This window comes from Sorangium sp. So ce124 (genome assembly GCF_051525235.1).
In the GTDB taxonomy this organism is placed as follows: domain Bacteria; phylum Myxococcota_A; class Polyangia; order Polyangiales; family Polyangiaceae; genus Sorangium; species Sorangium atrum.
This window is the reverse complement of sequence record NZ_CP150312.1, coordinates 373,411-389,274: the sequence shown is the minus strand read 5'-3', so window position 1 is coordinate 389,274 and position 15,864 is coordinate 373,411. Positions and strand designations below refer to the sequence as shown.

The 15,864-nt window shown below is 74.0% G+C and carries 4 protein-coding genes; 1 reads left to right on the top strand and 3 read right to left on the bottom strand.

Translation table 11 applies throughout. The annotated features are described in order from the left end of the window. Nucleotides 1-30 precede the first annotated feature (30 nt). Complete coding sequence (locus WMF19_RS01470; protein ID WP_437897432.1) at nucleotides 31-2,328, top strand: hypothetical protein; 2,298 nt, start codon at nucleotides 31-33, stop codon at nucleotides 2,326-2,328. A gap of 113 nt (nucleotides 2,329-2,441) precedes the next feature. Here the strand turns inward: WMF19_RS01470 and WMF19_RS01465 are convergent, their stop codons facing one another. The 3 genes from WMF19_RS01465 to WMF19_RS01455 form a co-directional block, all read right to left on the bottom strand. Next, entirely contained in the window at nucleotides 2,442-3,275 is an 834-nt protein-coding gene (locus WMF19_RS01465; RefSeq protein WP_437897431.1) for a hypothetical protein, read from the bottom strand. 151 nt (nucleotides 3,276-3,426) lie between these two features. Further along, nucleotides 3,427-4,419, bottom strand: a complete 993-nt coding sequence (locus WMF19_RS01460) for an aminotransferase class IV (RefSeq protein WP_437897430.1) — start codon at nucleotides 4,417-4,419, stop codon at nucleotides 3,427-3,429. 14 nt (nucleotides 4,420-4,433) lie between these two features. Next, entirely contained in the window at nucleotides 4,434-15,587 is an 11,154-nt protein-coding gene (locus tag WMF19_RS01455) for a tetratricopeptide repeat protein (protein ID WP_437897429.1), read from the bottom strand. Nucleotides 15,588-15,864 lie beyond the last annotated feature (277 nt).

Genomic DNA, 15,864 nt, shown 5'->3' with positions numbered 1-15,864 from the left:
CATCTCCAATATGTCCCCGGGAGCCTCGACATGAGCACAAAGAACGAGAGCGAGAGCACGGAGCGGACCGCCAGCGCAGTTCCCGAATCTGCGCGCGAGGGCGCCCCCGATGCAGAGAGCGGAGACAAGCCGCGCGCGCGGAGGGTCGTCCGCTCGGCGAGCACGTCCGTCGGCGCGAGCGGCGCGAGCGGCGTGAGCGGCGTGAAACGACCCGACGAGCCCTCCGAGGGCGCGCCGGCGCAGCCCGCAGGCGAGGCGCCGCGTCCCTCGTCGAAGGCCGCCGCAAAGGAACCGCAGGGCTCGCTGCTGGACCTCATCGCGCCGCGCAAGCGGCCGGCGCTCGCGGACGCGCCGCCGCCGCCGACGACCGAGGACGCCGCGCCGCCGCCGGCCGCCGCGCCGCGGGTGGTGCGCGACTACCGCGCGCCCAGGCCCGAGCGGCCCGCCGCGGCCTCCGGCGGGCCCAGGCCCGACCGCGGGCCCAGGCCCGATCGCGGCCCGCGCCCTGACCGTGGACCCAGGCCCGACCGCGGGCCGCGCCCCGACCGCGGGCCCAGGCCCGACCGTGGACCCAGGCCCGAGCGGGCCCCTGGAGCGGCGCAGGTGGCAGGCGCAGAGCAGGGCGCGCAGGGCGCGAGGCCCGACCGCGGGCCGCGCCCCGACCGCCCCTGGTCCGACCGCGGGCCCAGGCCCGACCGTGGACCGCGCCCCGACCGTGGACCGCGCCCCGACCGCGGGCCGAGGCCCGACCGCGGCTTCTCGGCGCGGCCGGCCGCGGAAGGCGGGCGGCCGCAGGGCCCCGGGGGCGCCGAAGGACGAGCGCCCGCCGCGGCGAAGCAGCAGCAGAGCGACCGGATGGTGACCGTGGTCGGCCAGGGCGCGGCCGCGACGGTCGTGACGGGCAAGAACGCCCGGCAGCCGCAGGGCCCGGGCAAGCCGGCGCACCTCCTCTTCGCGCTGCCGGCGGCCAAGGCGAAGCCGGTCGCGACCGCGGACAAGCCGGCGCTCACGGCGCGCGAGGCGCTCGGCGCGCGCACCGCGAAGGCCCAGCAGGCCGCGGCCACCTCGAAGAGCAAGGCCGAGAGCGGCGCCCGCCCCGAAGGCAGCCCGAGCGCCGGGGCGACGAAGGTCGACTTCGACGCCGAGGTGCTCGCGGCGGGCTGGGATCGGGCGCTCGAGGCGCTGAAGTCGGCGGGCGACGCCGCGCCGGCGCTCGTCGACGCCTGGCTCGGCGCCTCCAACGCCGAGGCGATCGCGGCGGCCGCCGAGTCGGAGGACGCCTCCGGCGCGGCGCGCAAGGCGGCGCGGCGCGCGCTCAACGTGCTCAAGTCGCGCGGGGCGACGATCCCGACGCGCCCGCGCGTGGTGCGGCTCGCGGAGGAGCGCGCCGAGGTGGTCGAGGCGACGCTCATCCCGCCCGACTCGAGCGGGACCGAGGCCATCGCGATCACGAGCCGTGACACAAGCGGCCGCTACCGGATCGCCGAGGTGATCGTGCGCGACTCGGTCGGCGTGCTGCACGCCGGCGCGGGGTGGCTCAGCGGCTCGCAGATCAAGGAGGGCCGCGCGCGCGCGTACGAGAACCTGGGGACGGCGCCCGTGCCGGTCTCGCTGGAGTGGGCGCGCCACCGGATCGCGGCCGCGAAGCGGCAGAACGCTGTGTCGGGGCAGGTCGTGCCGCTCGGGTTCGAGGGATGTCGCGATCTCATCGAGCCCGCGCCGGACGCCGAGCCGAGGCACCCGGTAGCGGACCTCGAAGAGAGCCTGACGGACGAGCTGGTGACGGCGCAGATCGCCGGCTCCGCCGCGCTGCACGACGAGCCTGAGTTCCGGCACTGGCTGCCCTCGCGGCCGGCGCTCGACGAGCTCCTGCAGAAGGTCGGCCAGCGGCTCGGGGCCGCCGGGATGCGCGATCCCGGGCTGGTGAACACGGCCCTGCGGGAGGAGATCGATCTCGCGACCGACCGGTTCTTCTCGCCCGAGGTGCGCGGGCAGCTCGCGACGCGGATCCGGAGCAGCGCCGTGTCGCTGCGGGCGCGCAGGGGCGACGCGGCGGCCACCACCGCCCTCGCCGTCGCGCGCGCCATCAAGGAGGCCGGGCTGATCACCTCGCCGCCGCGGGAGATCCCGTTCCTCGCGGCCTTCTTCCAGAAGGCGCTCGGCGTGCTCGCGCAGCAGGGCGGCGGACAGCTGCGGATCCCGGTCCCGGCCGGCGCCGTCCCGCCTGCGCCCGCTGCGGGCGGCGAGGAGCCCGCCGAGGGCTCGGGCGCCACGGCGCAGGGCGCCGAGGGTTCGGGCGCCGAGGCCCAGCCGTCGACCGGCACGTGATCGAGAGCGCCGGCGTCGCCGGCGCGCCGGCGACGCGAAGCCGGTGACCCAGAGACCAGGAGGCGAGCCCGGGGCGACCCGGCGCTCGCCTCTCGGCTTTTGTCCCGGCGGAGCTACTTCACCGCGATGGTGACGTCGCCGTTCTCGGTGAACAGCTCGAGCAGGCCGCCCTCGCCGTCACCCATCGTGTACGACGTCGCGCTGCCCTCGCCGGCCGTGGCCCACGTCGAGGGGATGCCCTGCTCCACGACGTCGCCGTTGAGCGTCTGCGCGGTCATCGTCCCGTCCACCCCGGCCGGCACCGAGAGCTCGATCGCGCCGTTGCCGGAGCTGATCGCGCCATCGGAGCTGCTCCACGCGTCGAGGTCGACGAAGACGTGGCCGTTGTCGGTGGCCACGTCGATCGCGCCGCGCGCGCCGACCACGTCGATGCTGCCGTTGTCGCTCACCACGGTGGTGCCGCGGGACGGGGCGCCGTCCAGGTTGACCTCGACGCCGCCGTTGTCCTGCTCGACGCGGAGCCCGCCGTCGAACTCGGCGGGCAGGACGACCTGGATGTCGGCGCCCAGCCCTCCCCACCCGCCCGAGACGCGTCGCGTCGAGATCACGACGTCGCCGTCGGTGATCGCGGAGAGCTCGAGGTCGTTCTCGATCTCCTCCACCGCGATCTGGTTCTCGTCCTTCTTGCGCATCGTGAACGGGGAGAAGCTGACCTCGACCGCGCTCACGTCCCCGATACGGACCTCGACGTCCCCGTTCTCGCTCACGATGCGGACGCTCTGGGTCGGTAGGTAGTCGACCCGCGCCTTCTCCTTGGTGCCCTCGTAGCGCACGAGGGTCTCGGCGGTGATGGAGTTGTCGTCGATGGTCAGGGCACATCCGGCCGTCGCTACGGCGGACACGGCGCACACAAGGAAACAGGCGATTCGGAGCGAGCGATTCATCATGGATTCCTCTCGGGCAGATTGTACGGCGGGCGAGTTGCGAGCCCCATCCGACCCGCGCAGGGAACGTGCCGGCCCGTTCCTTGGACGCGCGCTCCGAGCGGCACGTCATGGATCGCAAGATTTCGACGCCGTCGAGCCGGCCGCGGCGGGCTCAGGGCGCCTCCCACGGGAGAGGAATCGCACCAGCACCTACCCGCTTGCGGAAAGCGGCATGCAGCGCCCGGGTCTTCGGGCCGGGGACACCCGCGCCGATCGTGTGGGCGTCCACGCGGACGACGGGAACGATCTCGCGGAGGCTCGAGGTGATGAACACCTCCTCGGCGGCGAGGAGCCGGGCCATCGTGACCGGCTCGCAGCACACCGGCATGCCGACCTCGCCCGCGACGTGGATCACGTGGGCCCGGGTGATGCCGACGAGGATCCCTGCCTCCTTGGGCGGCGTGATCAGCAGGTGCCCCGGGTCCTCCGCGCCCTCGTGCGCCGCGGGCCGCCGCTCGACGAGGAAGACATTGGACGTCGTGCCCTCGACGACATGACCTGACGGGTCGAGGATCAGCGCCTCGTGCGCCCCGGCGGCCCGCGCCTCGCGCAGGGCGAGCAGGCTCTCCAGGTAGTTCGAGACCTTGGCGCCGGGCGCCGCGTCGCCGGCCCGCTGGGTGCGGATCGTGATGGCCGAGATCCCCCCACGGTAGAGCGCGCCCGGCAGCGGCTTCAGCGGCTCGACGAGGATGACGCGGAGGGGCGCGCCCGCGAGCGAGGGATCGAGCCCGAGCGGGCCGCTGCCGCGCGTCAGCATCACGCGGATGTAGCTCTCGAGCGGCGCGGCCGGGCTGCCGGCGGAAGCCGAGCCCGGAGCCTCCGCCGAGCCCGCCGCGGCCCCGGCGCTCCCGGCCGCCGTCGCTGCCCGGAGCAGCGCGACGACCTCACGGCCGAGCTCGTCGCGCGGGATCGGCAGGGCGATCGCGATCCGCTCGGCCGAGCGCTCGAGGCGGACGAGGTGCTCTTCCAGAGCGAACGGCTCGCCGCCGTAGGTGCGGATGGTCTCGAAGACGCTATCGCCGTAGAGGAAGCCGCGGTCGTAGACCGAGACCCGGGCCTCCTCCGGCCGGTGGATCACACCATCGATGCTGACTAGCCGCGTCACGCGGCGAGATTACGTCACTTCTTGAGCTGCGCCAGGAGCTCCTTCGCCGGGGCGAAGTCGCGCTCGTTGTCGAGCGCGCGCTCCAGCATCTGGATCGCCTTCTTGTCGTCGTTCTGACGATGGCTGATCACGCCGAGGTAATAGAAGACCTCGCCCTTGCTGATCGGCGCGCCCTCGTCGAGCTTCTGGAGGAGCAGGGCGCGGAAGGTCTTCTGCGCGCGATCGATGTGCGCCGCCTTCGCCGCGTCGTCGCCCGACTCCGACAGATCGAGCGCCAGCACGCCGAGGTCGCGGAGGATGGCGATCGAGCCCGGATCGATCTTGAAGGCGATGTCGAGCTCGGCGAGCGCCCGCTCCCGCTGCCCCTCGGCCAGGTAGGCCTTGGCGAGGCGGTGGTGGATCGCGGCGAGATCCTTCGAGCGGCGGCCGCCGTAGGACTCGACGATCTGCTGGAGCGCCTCGGCGGCCTTCTGGCCGCGGCCCGAGGCGCTGTACGCGTCGCACAGCGCGAGCAGGAGCTCGCGGTCGCCCGGCACGAGCTCGGTGGCCTTGACCAGGAGGTCCGCCGCGCGGCCGGGATCGTTCCGCTTCGCCAGGTGGATGCCGGCCGCCTTGCGGTAGAGCGCCACCTTCTCGGCCGGCTGCGCGGCCGCCTCGGCGTCGCCCGTGATGAGATCGGCGAGCTCGGTGAAGGCCTGCTGCTTCTCGTAGAGGGCGAGGAGCTGCTTCCTGATCTCCTGCGCCGACCCGTCCGCCGCGAGCCCCCGCTCGAGCACGCGCCGGACCGCGCCCTCGTCGCCGAGGGACCGGTGCAGATCCGCGAGCCGGAGCGCCGTGGCCACCGCCTCCGCGGCGCGGGCGTCCTCGAGGATCACCTCGAGCCGCTGCGCCGCCTCGGCCTTCTCCCCGCGCTGCTCGTGCAGGCGCGCCAGCGCGAGGAGCGCGCCGTGGTGGCGCGGCTCGCGCTCGAGGACCGCGCGGTAGGTCTCGATCGCCCGCGCCGTGTCGTTCAGCCGCGCCTCGTAGACCTCGCCGAGGCGAACGCTGTACGAGAGCTCCGCCGCGACGTCGCCGCGGTCCTTGGCGCGCTCGATCTGCGTGACGAACAGGTCCGACAGCTCCTGATCGCGGCCGGTCTTCTCGAGCAGCTGCGCGAGCAGGACCGTCGCCTTCTCGTTGTCGGGCTGCTCGTCGAGCACCGCGCGCAGGTGCTCGGTCGCCTCGCTCACCGCGTCGAGCCGCGAGAGGCAGATCTCCGCGCTCTCGAGGCGCAGCGCCGAGCGGGCCTCGGGCGACTCGGCCAGGTCGGTGAGCCGCTCGAGCAGCGCGAGGAGCTCCTTGTGCTTGCCGGCCTTCGCGTAGAGCTCGCGCAGCGCCGTCGCGGCGCGCGCGTCGCCCGGATCCGCCTCGAAGAGCGTCTCGTAGAGCTCGATCGCCGCCGCGTCGTCGCCGAGCCGCTCGCGCGCGACCGCCGCGGCGGCGTGCCGCGCGTCGCGGATGCGCTCGGCCTCGGCGTAGAGCTCGGACTGGCGCACGAGCAGCCGGAAGACCTCCTTGTGGTCGCCCGCCTCCTCCCGCACCTTCGTGAGCTCGGCGAGCGCCCAGGTGTCCCCCTCGTCCGCGGCGATCATCTCGCGCAGGATCGCCTCGACGAGCTCGCGGTCGCCCAGCGCGCGCTCCGCCAGCTCCTTCGCCTCGCGGCGCAGCTCGCCCGCGCTCCCTTCCATGCCGTCGAGGGCGGCGATCCGGCGCAGCGTGCCGATGAGGTCGCGCTCGCGCCCCGGCGCCCGCTGCAGCTCCTCGATCGACCGCAGGATGTGCTCGCTCGTGGGATCGTGCGTGAGCGCCGCCTCGTACGCCGCCTCGGCGGCCTTGGCGTCGCCCACCTTGTTCTTCTGCCACTCGGCGATGCGCATCCAGAGGTCGCGCGCCGTGTCGCCGTCGAGCTCGGTCCCGGCCCGCACCGCCCGCTCCAGGGCGGAGGCGGCGCTGGCCCAGCCGCCCGTCAGCGGGGCCAAACGCTCGATCTCGCCGAGCACGTCCGGGTCCGACGGGTCGTCGGCGAGCGCCTTCTCGAGGGTCTCCAGCGCGGCCCTCGGGTCGTTCGAGCGCACCTCGAGCACCTTCGCCAGGTCGAGGCGCATGCGGATCCGCTCCGCGCCGCCCGGCGCGAAGCGGATGCGCTTCTCGTAGAGGCGCGCCAGCGCGGCGTTGTCGCCCCGCGTCCGGTAGACGCCCTCGAGCGCCTCGGCCGCCTCGTCGAAGAGCGCCGGGTCCTCGGTGAGCGCCTCGAGCGCGCCGCTCGCCCGCTCGTGATCGACCGCGCGATCGAGCGCCTGCCGCAGGGTGTTCAGGCCCTGGGGCTTGTCGCCGAACGACCCGATCTGGATCACCGCGAGCCGGTAGAAGAGATCCGCCTGGTCGCGATCGCCGGGCGTGACCGCGACGCGGCGCTCGAGCACGTCCGCGAGCGCCCGCTCGTCGCCGAGACGGCCGTAGAGCCGGTCCAGCGCCTCGAGGAGCTCGGGCGTGTCGCCCGCGTGCTCGACCGCCTTCGCGTAGGCCTGCGCGCTGCGCCGGTCGTCGCCGAGCTTCTCCTCGGCGATGCGGCCGATCCGCAGGAACAGGTCCTTCGCGATCGTCGCGTCGAACGTCGCCGCGGCCCGCTGCGCGAGCGCGTCGCAGTAGCGGCCGAAGCCGTCCGTGCGCTCCGCGAGCCGCTCGATCTCGCCGTGGAGCGACGCGTCGTCCGGCGCGTCCTCCAGCGCGCGGAGCAGCGCCTGCTCCGCCTCGAGCGGGCGCCCGAGCTGGACGTCCTGCACGAGGGCGATCGCCCGGAGGGTCGCGGCCCGATCGGCCGGCTCGGTCTGCGCGCGAAGGCGCAGCTCGAGCGCGGCCGCGAGCTCCTCGTGGCGGCCGGCCGCGCGGAGGACGGGCTCGAGCACCTCGGCGGCGTCGAGCCGCAGCTCCTCCCGGCCCTCGCCGATGGCGCGGACCGCCTGGATCGCGTGGTCGTTCACCGCATCCTCGTCGAGGACGAGCCGGTACTGCTCGATCGCGTCGCTCGGGCTCTCGAGCTCCCCCGCGTAGAGGTCGCCGATCGCCGTCCGCAGCTTGATGCGCGCGCCCCTGTCCGCGGCCGCGCTCGCCTGGAGCATCAGGTTCGACAGGAGCTCGTCCCACATCCGCTCGGCCCGGTAGAGCCGCTCCAGCGAGGACAGCACCGCGGGATCGCCCTGCTTCGCCTCGAGCGCCGCGTTGAGCGCCGCGATCGCGTCGCGCGGGCTCGAGAGATCGCGCTCGTAGCGCTCGGCGGCGCGCACGTTGAGGTCGTAGCGCAGCTCCTCCTCGTCGGGGCCCGCGAGCTCGACGCGCCGGCCGTAGAGCTCGACGAGGCGGCTCGCGGCGCCGCGCGGCTCGTGCAGCTCGATGAGGGCGTCGATCGTCATCGCGCTCTCCGGATCGAGCTCGAGCGCCCGCTCGTACGCCTGGATGGCGCCCTCCGTGTCCTCGAGCATCTCGAGCTTGGTCTCGGCGATGCGCCGGCAGATCGAGGCGTTCTCCTCGTCCGACGCCATCTCGCTCTTCTTCTCGAGGACGGAGATGAGCGTGTCCCAGTCGCTGAGCAGCACGGCCAGGGTGTCCATCTGCTCGAGCGGCTCGGGATCGCTCGGGTCGAGCGCGGACAGGCGCGCGTAGGCGCGGAGCGCCCGGCGCGGGTCGTCGATGCGCGTGTCGTAGACCTTGGCCAGCGACGAGAGCAGCTCGCGCTTCGTGAGCTCGTCCGACGTGGTGGTCACCCCGGCCTCGAGGCTCTCCGCGAGCTCCTCCCAGGCGCCGAGCTGCTCGGCGAGCCGCTCGAGCTCGCCGCGCGTCTCGCCGTCGTCCGGATCGAGGCCGAACGCCGTCCGCGTCGCGTCGAAGGCGCGCAGCTCGTCGTTGCCGCGCGTCTCCCAGAGCTTCGCCGTCTCCCGGAGCACCGCGACCTTCTCGCGCGCGTCCGAGGCGAGGCCGAACCGCTCGTCGTTCAGCCGGACGAGCTGCCGCCAGTCGTCCGCCCCCTCGTAGAGCGGCCCGAGGATCTCGACGACCCGCGCCTTGTGCTGCGGGTCCTGGATGAGCGCCTCGAGCGCCCGGATCGCCTCGGCGTGCGAGGGCACCTCGCCGACGATCGCCTCGAGCTGATCGATCGCGCCCGAGGTGTCCTCGAGCCGCGTGCGCAGGAGCTGCGCGAGCGCCAGCCGGTAGGGCGCCGCCCGCTCGCCGTTCGGGGCCGCCTCGGCCCGGCGCAGGTAGAGGTCGGCGAGGTCCCGCGGCCTGTCGAGCTCGCGGTAGAGCTCCGTCAGCGCGTCGAGCGCCCGGGCGTCGTTCTCGTCGACGTCGAGCGCCGCGCGGTACGTCTCGATCGCGAGCGCGGGCTCGCGGAGCTCCGTCCGCTCCAGGCGCGCGATCGTGTGGAGGGCGTCGAGCCGATCCTCGTCCTTCCGGTAGTCGAGCGCCGCGCGGTAGAGCTGGATGCGCTCGGCGTGGCGCCCTTCCTTGACGAGCAGCCCGTCGATCGCGTCGAACAGCTCGCGCGAGTCCGGCTCGAACTCGTGCGCGCGCCGGTACCACCGCAGCGCGTCGGCCACGTCGCCGAGCTGGGCGTAGAGCTCGCCGGTGCGCCGGCTGAGCTTCGCGCTCGACGCGTCGTCCGAGGTGAGCTCCCCGAGCTCCGCCGCGTAGATCTCCGCGAGCCGCCGCTCCGCGCTCGCCACCTTCGCGAGCCGCTCGAGCTCCGCCCAGACGCCCTCGTCGGTGAGGTCCTCGTGGAGGAGCTTCGCCACCGTCTCCAGCGCCGCGCGGTAATCCTCGAGCTGCTCCTCGTGCAGCGTCGCGAGCCGCTGCAGCAGATCGCGGCGCTCGACCGGGTCCTGGCTCGCGGCGAGGCGCGCGTCGAGCGCGATCTTCACCCGGTTCCAGTCCGCCCGGCGCAGGTACACCGGCTCGAGCATCTCCCCGGCGCGCGCCCGGTGCTCCGCCTCGGCCGAGCCCTCGAGGATCGCCTCGAGCAGCGAGACCGCGCCCTCGTGCGCCGGATCGATGAGCAGCGCCTCGGAGAGCTCGTCGAACGCGCGCTGCAGGTCCTCGGTGTGCCGGTGCGCGACGAGCGCGATCTTGACGTGCAGCTCGGCGAGGTCGCCGGCGCGCACGTCGAGCTGCCGCTCGTAGAGCCGGATGAGGTCCTGGAAGCGCCCCGCCTCGCGGTAGAGGCCGTCCAGCGCCGCGATCGCGTCCGGGTGGAGCGCGATGTCGAGGATCGTCTCGTAGGTCGCGATCGCGCCGGCCTGGTCCCCGAGCGGGCCCCGCTCGAGCTCGGCGATCCGGAAGAGCAGCCCCGTCTTCTCCTCGTCGCTCTCGGCGTGCTCGACCCGGAGCTTCAGGATCTCGAGCAGCCGCCCGGCGTCGCGCGCCTCGCCGTAGAGCTCCTCCAGCGCGATCATCGCCCGCCGGTCGTCCCCGCGGGCCTCGAGCGCCTTCTTGTACTGCTCGACCGCGAGCTCGCGGTCGTCGAGCTTGTGCCGCGCGAGCTCGCCGACCCGCAGCCGCACGTTCTGCTGCACGTCGCCGTCGAGGATGTCCGGCGCGATGCGCTGGAACAGCTCGCACACCTCGGACCAGCGCCCGGTCGCCTCGCCGAGCCGCTCGACCGTGGCGATCCACGTCGTCACCTCGGGCTCGCCCGCCGCCTCCCGCACGCCGCGGAGCGCGTAGCCGAACGCCCGCGACGTGTCGCCGAGCGGCCCCTCCGCGGTGCGGAGCGACTTCTGCAGGGTGGCGAGCCGCTCGCTCGGGAGATCCGAGGTCTCGACCTTGATCTCCAGGACCCGGAGCAGGCGCTCGGCGTCGCCGTCCGCCTCGTAGAGCGGCTCGAGCGTCTCGGCGGCGTCGCGCCGCGCGTCCTCCCGCTCGAGCATCGCCTCGAGCGCCGCGCGGCAGCGCGCGTTCGATGGGTCGAGCGAGAGCGCCTGGCGGTACGCCTCGAGCGCCCCCGTCGCGTCGGCCTGGTGCAGCCGCCGCACGTCGCCGAGCCGGGCCAAGAGGTCGAGCCGGGCGGGCGTCTCCACCGCGAGGGACAGGTCCACCTCGAGCGTCTCGGCGAGATCGACCCAGCGCTCGTCGAGCTCGTAGAGCTCCTCGAGGGCCGCGAGCGTCGGGCGCTCGGGGCCGAACTCGTCGAGCACCGCGCGCCACGCGTTGATCGCCTCGGGCACGTCGGCGAGCTTCTGCGCGAGCGTCTCGGCCGCCTTGGTCATCGCGCGCCGCCGCTCCTCCGGCTCCGTCGTCGACTGCTCCCGCGCCCGGAGCACGGAGACGAGCTCCCGCCACTGCGACGTCCGCTCGTAGAGCCGCTCGAGCGCCGCGAGCGCCGCCACGTCGGCGCCGTCGTCGCCGAGCCGCGCCTGCCAGGCCTCGATCGCCTTGGCCGGGTCGTCCAGCACCGTCTCGTGCAGCGTCCCGATGCGCTCGTAGAGCGACCGCCGCGTCTCGACGTTCTCCTCGAGGCGCACCTCGATCGCGAGCACGCCCGCGAGCGCCTGGTGCTGCTCCTTCGCCGCGTAGATGCGGCCGAGCGCCTGCGCCGCCGGGATCACCAGCGTCGGATCGGTCGGATCGATGGCGAGCACGCGCCGGTAGACTTTCTCGGCCCGGTCGGCGTCGCCGAGGAGGTCCTCGCAGATCCTCGCGACTTCCATCAGGATTTCGCCGCGGATGGTGGCCGTGCCGCACGCGTCCGCGGCCGCCGTGAGCACCTCGGCGACCTGCTCGTGCTCGCCGAGGCGCCGGCCGATCTCGATGAGCCGCTCGCGCGCCGCGAGGTCCTCCGGCTCGAGCGGCAGGAGCTCCGACAGGCTGGCGAACGCGCCGGCGTCGTCCCGGAGCCGCTCGTCCTGGAGCACGCTGACCCGCCGGAGCAGCTCGCGCCGCTCCGACTCGGTCTCGGCGCCCTGGCGACGGATCTCGAGGACCCGCACGAGCTGCCGGATCTCGTCCCGCGCCTCGTACACCGCCTCGAGCACGCGCGCCGCCCGGAGCCGGAGCGCCCCGATGTCGAGCAGCCGCTCGACGAGCTCGCGCGCCTTCGGGTCGTTCTGGCGGATCCGCAGCACGTCCTCGAGGTGCCCGAGCGACCCCTCGGGCTCGTGCAGCCGGTCGAGGTAGATGCTGCCGAGCGACAGCTTGATCTCGACGCTCTCGGCCTCGGTCGCCGTCTTCAGGCGCTGCTCGAGGAGCGCCGCGAGGTCGCGGAAGCGGCCCTCGCGCTCGTAGAGCTTCTCGAGCGAGTCGAGCGCCGCCGTGTAGAACGGATCGAGCTCGAGGATGCGCTCGTAGTAGCCGATCGCCTTGGCCGCATCGCCGATGATCTCCTCGGCGATGAGCGCCACCTCGTTGAGCAGCTCGATGCGCTCGCTCTGGTCCGTCGTGCCCTTCGCGGCGCGGTCGTAGAGCTCCTCGAGCTCGCCCCACCGCTCGGCCGCCGTCAGGATCTGCTTCAGCCGCTCGAACGCGCGGTGGTTGTTCGGGTCGAGGCTCAGCACCCGCTCCAGGTAGGGCTTCGCGCCCTCCGGGTCGCCGAGCTGCTCGTCGTGGAGGCTCGCCGCGCGCTCGCAGAGCTCGACCTCCACGGAGCTGCCGAGCACCTTGTCGCCCTCGGTGCGGCCCGCGACGAGGTGCACGCGGTACGCCTCCGCGAGGTCGGTCGGGCGGCCGGCGCGCCGCGACAGCTCGGCGGCGCGGTCCCAGAGCTCGATGTCGTCCGAGAACTCGTGCAGCGCCCTGAGGAGCGCGTCGAACGCCGTCCCGGCCGCGTGGAGCTTCGCCTCCTCGACGCTCGCGAGCGTGAGGTAGAGCTCCCGCCGCCGCGCCGGATCCCGCTCCGACTCGAGGATGACCCGGAGCGCCATGGCCTCGCGCCGGTGGTTGCCCGTCTCCGCGTACTCGACGGCGAGCACCTTGGCCGCGCGCACGCGCGTCTCCGGCCGCTCGACGAGCCGCGAGAGGACGGCGATCGCGTCCGGGTCGTGCGCCGACAGATCGAGCGCGCGCACCGCCGCCTCGAAGGCGTCCGCCGGCCGATCCAGCCGGTCCAGGTAGAGCGTCGCGAGCTCGATCTCGCGGCGCGCCCGCTCGTCGCCCTCGCTGACGTCGCGGTGCGTGGCCACGATCACGGACGCCGCCTCGTACTCGCCCGCGGCGTTCAGGAGGCGCGAGAGCACCCGCAGCGCGTTGATGCGCCCGGGCGTCAGCGCGATGACCTTGCGCAGCAGCTCGATCGCCTTCGCCGGGTCGCCGAAGACCTCCTCCTCGAGCGTCGCCCACTCCTCGAGGATCTCGGCGCGATCCTCGCCCCCGACCTGGCTCGCCCTGAGCTCGAACAGCCACCGCAGATCGGCCTGCCGCTCGTTCGCCCGGAGGAGCGCGTCGAGCGCCCGCACCGTGTCGTCGTCGGACGGATCGTCCTCGACGAGCCCGCGGTAGACGGTCACCGCCTCGTCGAGCTTGCCCATCTCGCGCGCGTACACCTCGGCGAGCTTCAGCCGCAGCGTGCGCTGCACGTCGGTCGCGAGGTCCTCCGCCGTCCGGAGCCGGCCCTCGACCGCCTCGACGAACGGCCCCCACGAGCCCGCCGCCCGCGACCAGGCCTCGAGCAGGTCGAGCCCCTCGTCGTCCGGCTTCAGCTCGTAGGCGCGGCGCGCGTAGCCGAGCGCGCTCGGCTTGTCCGAGAGCGGCCCGCCCGTCACCGCCGCGAGCTTGCGCAGCATGCCGACCTGCGCCTCGGCGTCGTCCGTCGCGTCGAGGAGGATCTCGTAGAGCGCCGGCAGCCGGGCCCACTTCTCCTCCTCCTCGTAGATCGGCACGAGCGCCGCCGCGGCGCGCGCGTCCTTCGGCGAGACGCTGAGCACGCGCTCGTACGAGCGCGCCGCGCGCTCGGGCGCCTTCAGCTGCTCCTCGAAGATCCGGGCCGCGCGGAAGGAGATGTCGAGCTTCGTGGCCGGGTCGGTCGCCTTGTCCGCCGCGCCCGAGAGGAAGTCGACGAGGCCCTCCCAGTCGTTCTGCGAGGCGTAGAGCTCCTCGAGCCCGTCCCAGTCGCCCGCGGCGAAGTACGCGTCGCGCAGGACGCGGAGCGCGCGCGCGTGCCCCGGCGAGAGCGTGAGCACGCGCCGCCACGTCCGCGCCGCCTGGGCCGGATCCTTGAGGCGCTCGGCGTACACGGCCCCGAGCTTCTGCAGCGAGACGAGGCGAGCCGCGTCGTCGGCCGCGAGGTCGACGCGGCGCTCGAGCACCTCGGCGACCGTGGCGAAGTCCTTCTCGCGCTCGGCCTGCTTCTCCAGCGCGTCGAGCACCCCGGGGGCGCTCGGGTCGAGCTCGAGGATCCGCTTCTGCAGCGCGATCGCGTCCGCGCCGCGGTCGAGCCGCTCGGCGGCGAGCTTGGCCATCTCGCCGAGGAGCTCGATCTTCGCGGCGCCCTCGGCGCCCTCGAGCTTGCGCTCGTAGAGCGAGTAGAGCTGCGGCCAGGCGCGCCGCTTCAGGTACAGCTCGCGGAGCTTCTGCTGCGCCTCCTCGTCGATCGGCTCGACCGTGAGCAGCGCCTCGTACGCCGCGATGGCGTTCTGGACGTTGGAGAACTGGTCGAACCAGCGCCGCGCGACAGCGCGGTAGAGCCCCGCCTTCTCGGCGGGGCTCTCTGTCAGCTCGGCGAGGCGCTGCTGGTACGAGAGCAGGTCGCGCCAGCGCCCGAGCGACTCGTAGATGCGGGTCAGCTCCCGCACGGCGTCGACGTCCTTGTCGTCGAGCTGCACGATCTGGGTGAGGACCGTGACGAGGGCCGCGTCGTTCTTGGCGCGATCGCGGTAGATCGCGGCGATCTCGCGGAGCACCGCGACCCTGCCGGCGACGTCGTCGGCGGGCGTGCGCTCCAGGTCCTGCCGGTGGAGCTCGACGAGGGCGTTGTACCCCTCGGTCTGCAGGTAGAGGCGCTTCAGGGCGTCGCGCGCCTGGCGGTTCTCCGGGTCGGTCCGGAGCACGGACTTGTACTGCTCGATCGCCTTGGCGGCGTTCTCCTGCGACTCGGCGAGCCGCGCGAGCTCCGTGGCGATGGCGCGCTTCTCGGGGCCGTCGGGAACGGCGCGCTGCGCGTCCGTGAGGATCGTCGTGAGCCGCGGCTTGTCGCCGCGCTGCTCGAGGACCTCGCGGTAGAAGTTGAGCATCCCGGCGTGCGCCGGGTCGGCGCGGCGCACGCGGTCGAAATAGGGCTCGGCCGCCTGGGGCTGGCCGCGCATGCGCCAGTGGACCATGGCGATCTGCACGAGCATGCCGAGCTCCTCGCCGGGCTTCACGCCGCCGCTGCGGAGCTGGTCCTCGTAGAGGGCGACGAGGCGATCCCAGTCGCCCGCGGCGGAGTAGGCCTCGGTCAGGAACGAGAGCGCCTCGGGCTGGCCGGGCGAGAGGTCGAGCAGCTCCTCGTACGCCGCGACAGCGCGGGCCGGATCGCTCAGGCGGGCCTTGATGGTGCGCGCCGCGCGGACGGCCGCCGCGATGCGGTCCTCCTTGAGCTGGGCCTCGCCCTTGACGATCGACTGGACGCGGACGACGGCGTCCCAGTCCCCCGCGGAGGAGAAGGCGATCTCGGCGAGGTTGGCCGCGCGGAGGTTCTTCGGGTCGAGCTTCAGGGCGAGCTCGATGAGCTCGGCCACCCGCTCGCCGAGCTCGGCGCGGCCGTAGCGGTAGCCGATGTCGGCGGCGCTCGTGTAGAGCGCGCTCTTGAAGGCGCCGTCGGTCGCGCCCTCGGCCTCGGCCACGTACCGGTCCACGAGGTCGCGCCACCGCTCGCGCTTCGAGGCGTCGGTCTCGAGCGCCTCGGCCGCGGCGTCGTCGTCGGGGCGCAGCTCGAGCAGCCGCTTGTAGGCGGCCGCCGCGCGGTCGACGTCGATGAGCTCCTCGTGGTAGACGCGGGCGAGCTCGGCCTGCATCGCGGGCTCGACGGCGCTGCCTGCGGCGAGGGCGATCTCCAGCTCGAGGAGGCGGGCCACGGCCTGCCATTCCTTCCGCTGCTCGTGCCGCCCGCGCGCCGCGCCGAGCAGGCGCTCGACGTCCCCGGGGCCCGCGCCGTTGTTCGGAGCAGTCACGGCCTCCGCGAGCTCGTTCCAGGCTGCCTCGTTTTCGGGCTCATCCTGCAGACGCCCAAGGGCCATCCGAATCGTCTCAACGCTCATCGTATCTCCGCGGACCTCGCGAATTCGGTCCGGTCCGTTCACGGGCCGGGCGAAGATAGCCGGGCGGACGATGCGGTTTCAAGGTTCCTCGCCCCCGCGGGCCTGGAAGGTGGGGCGGAGCTTTCGCGCGCTTCTGCTTCTGTGGCGCGGGGACGTCCGAGCGGGCGGGCCGTCGGGCCGCGGCGAGGGC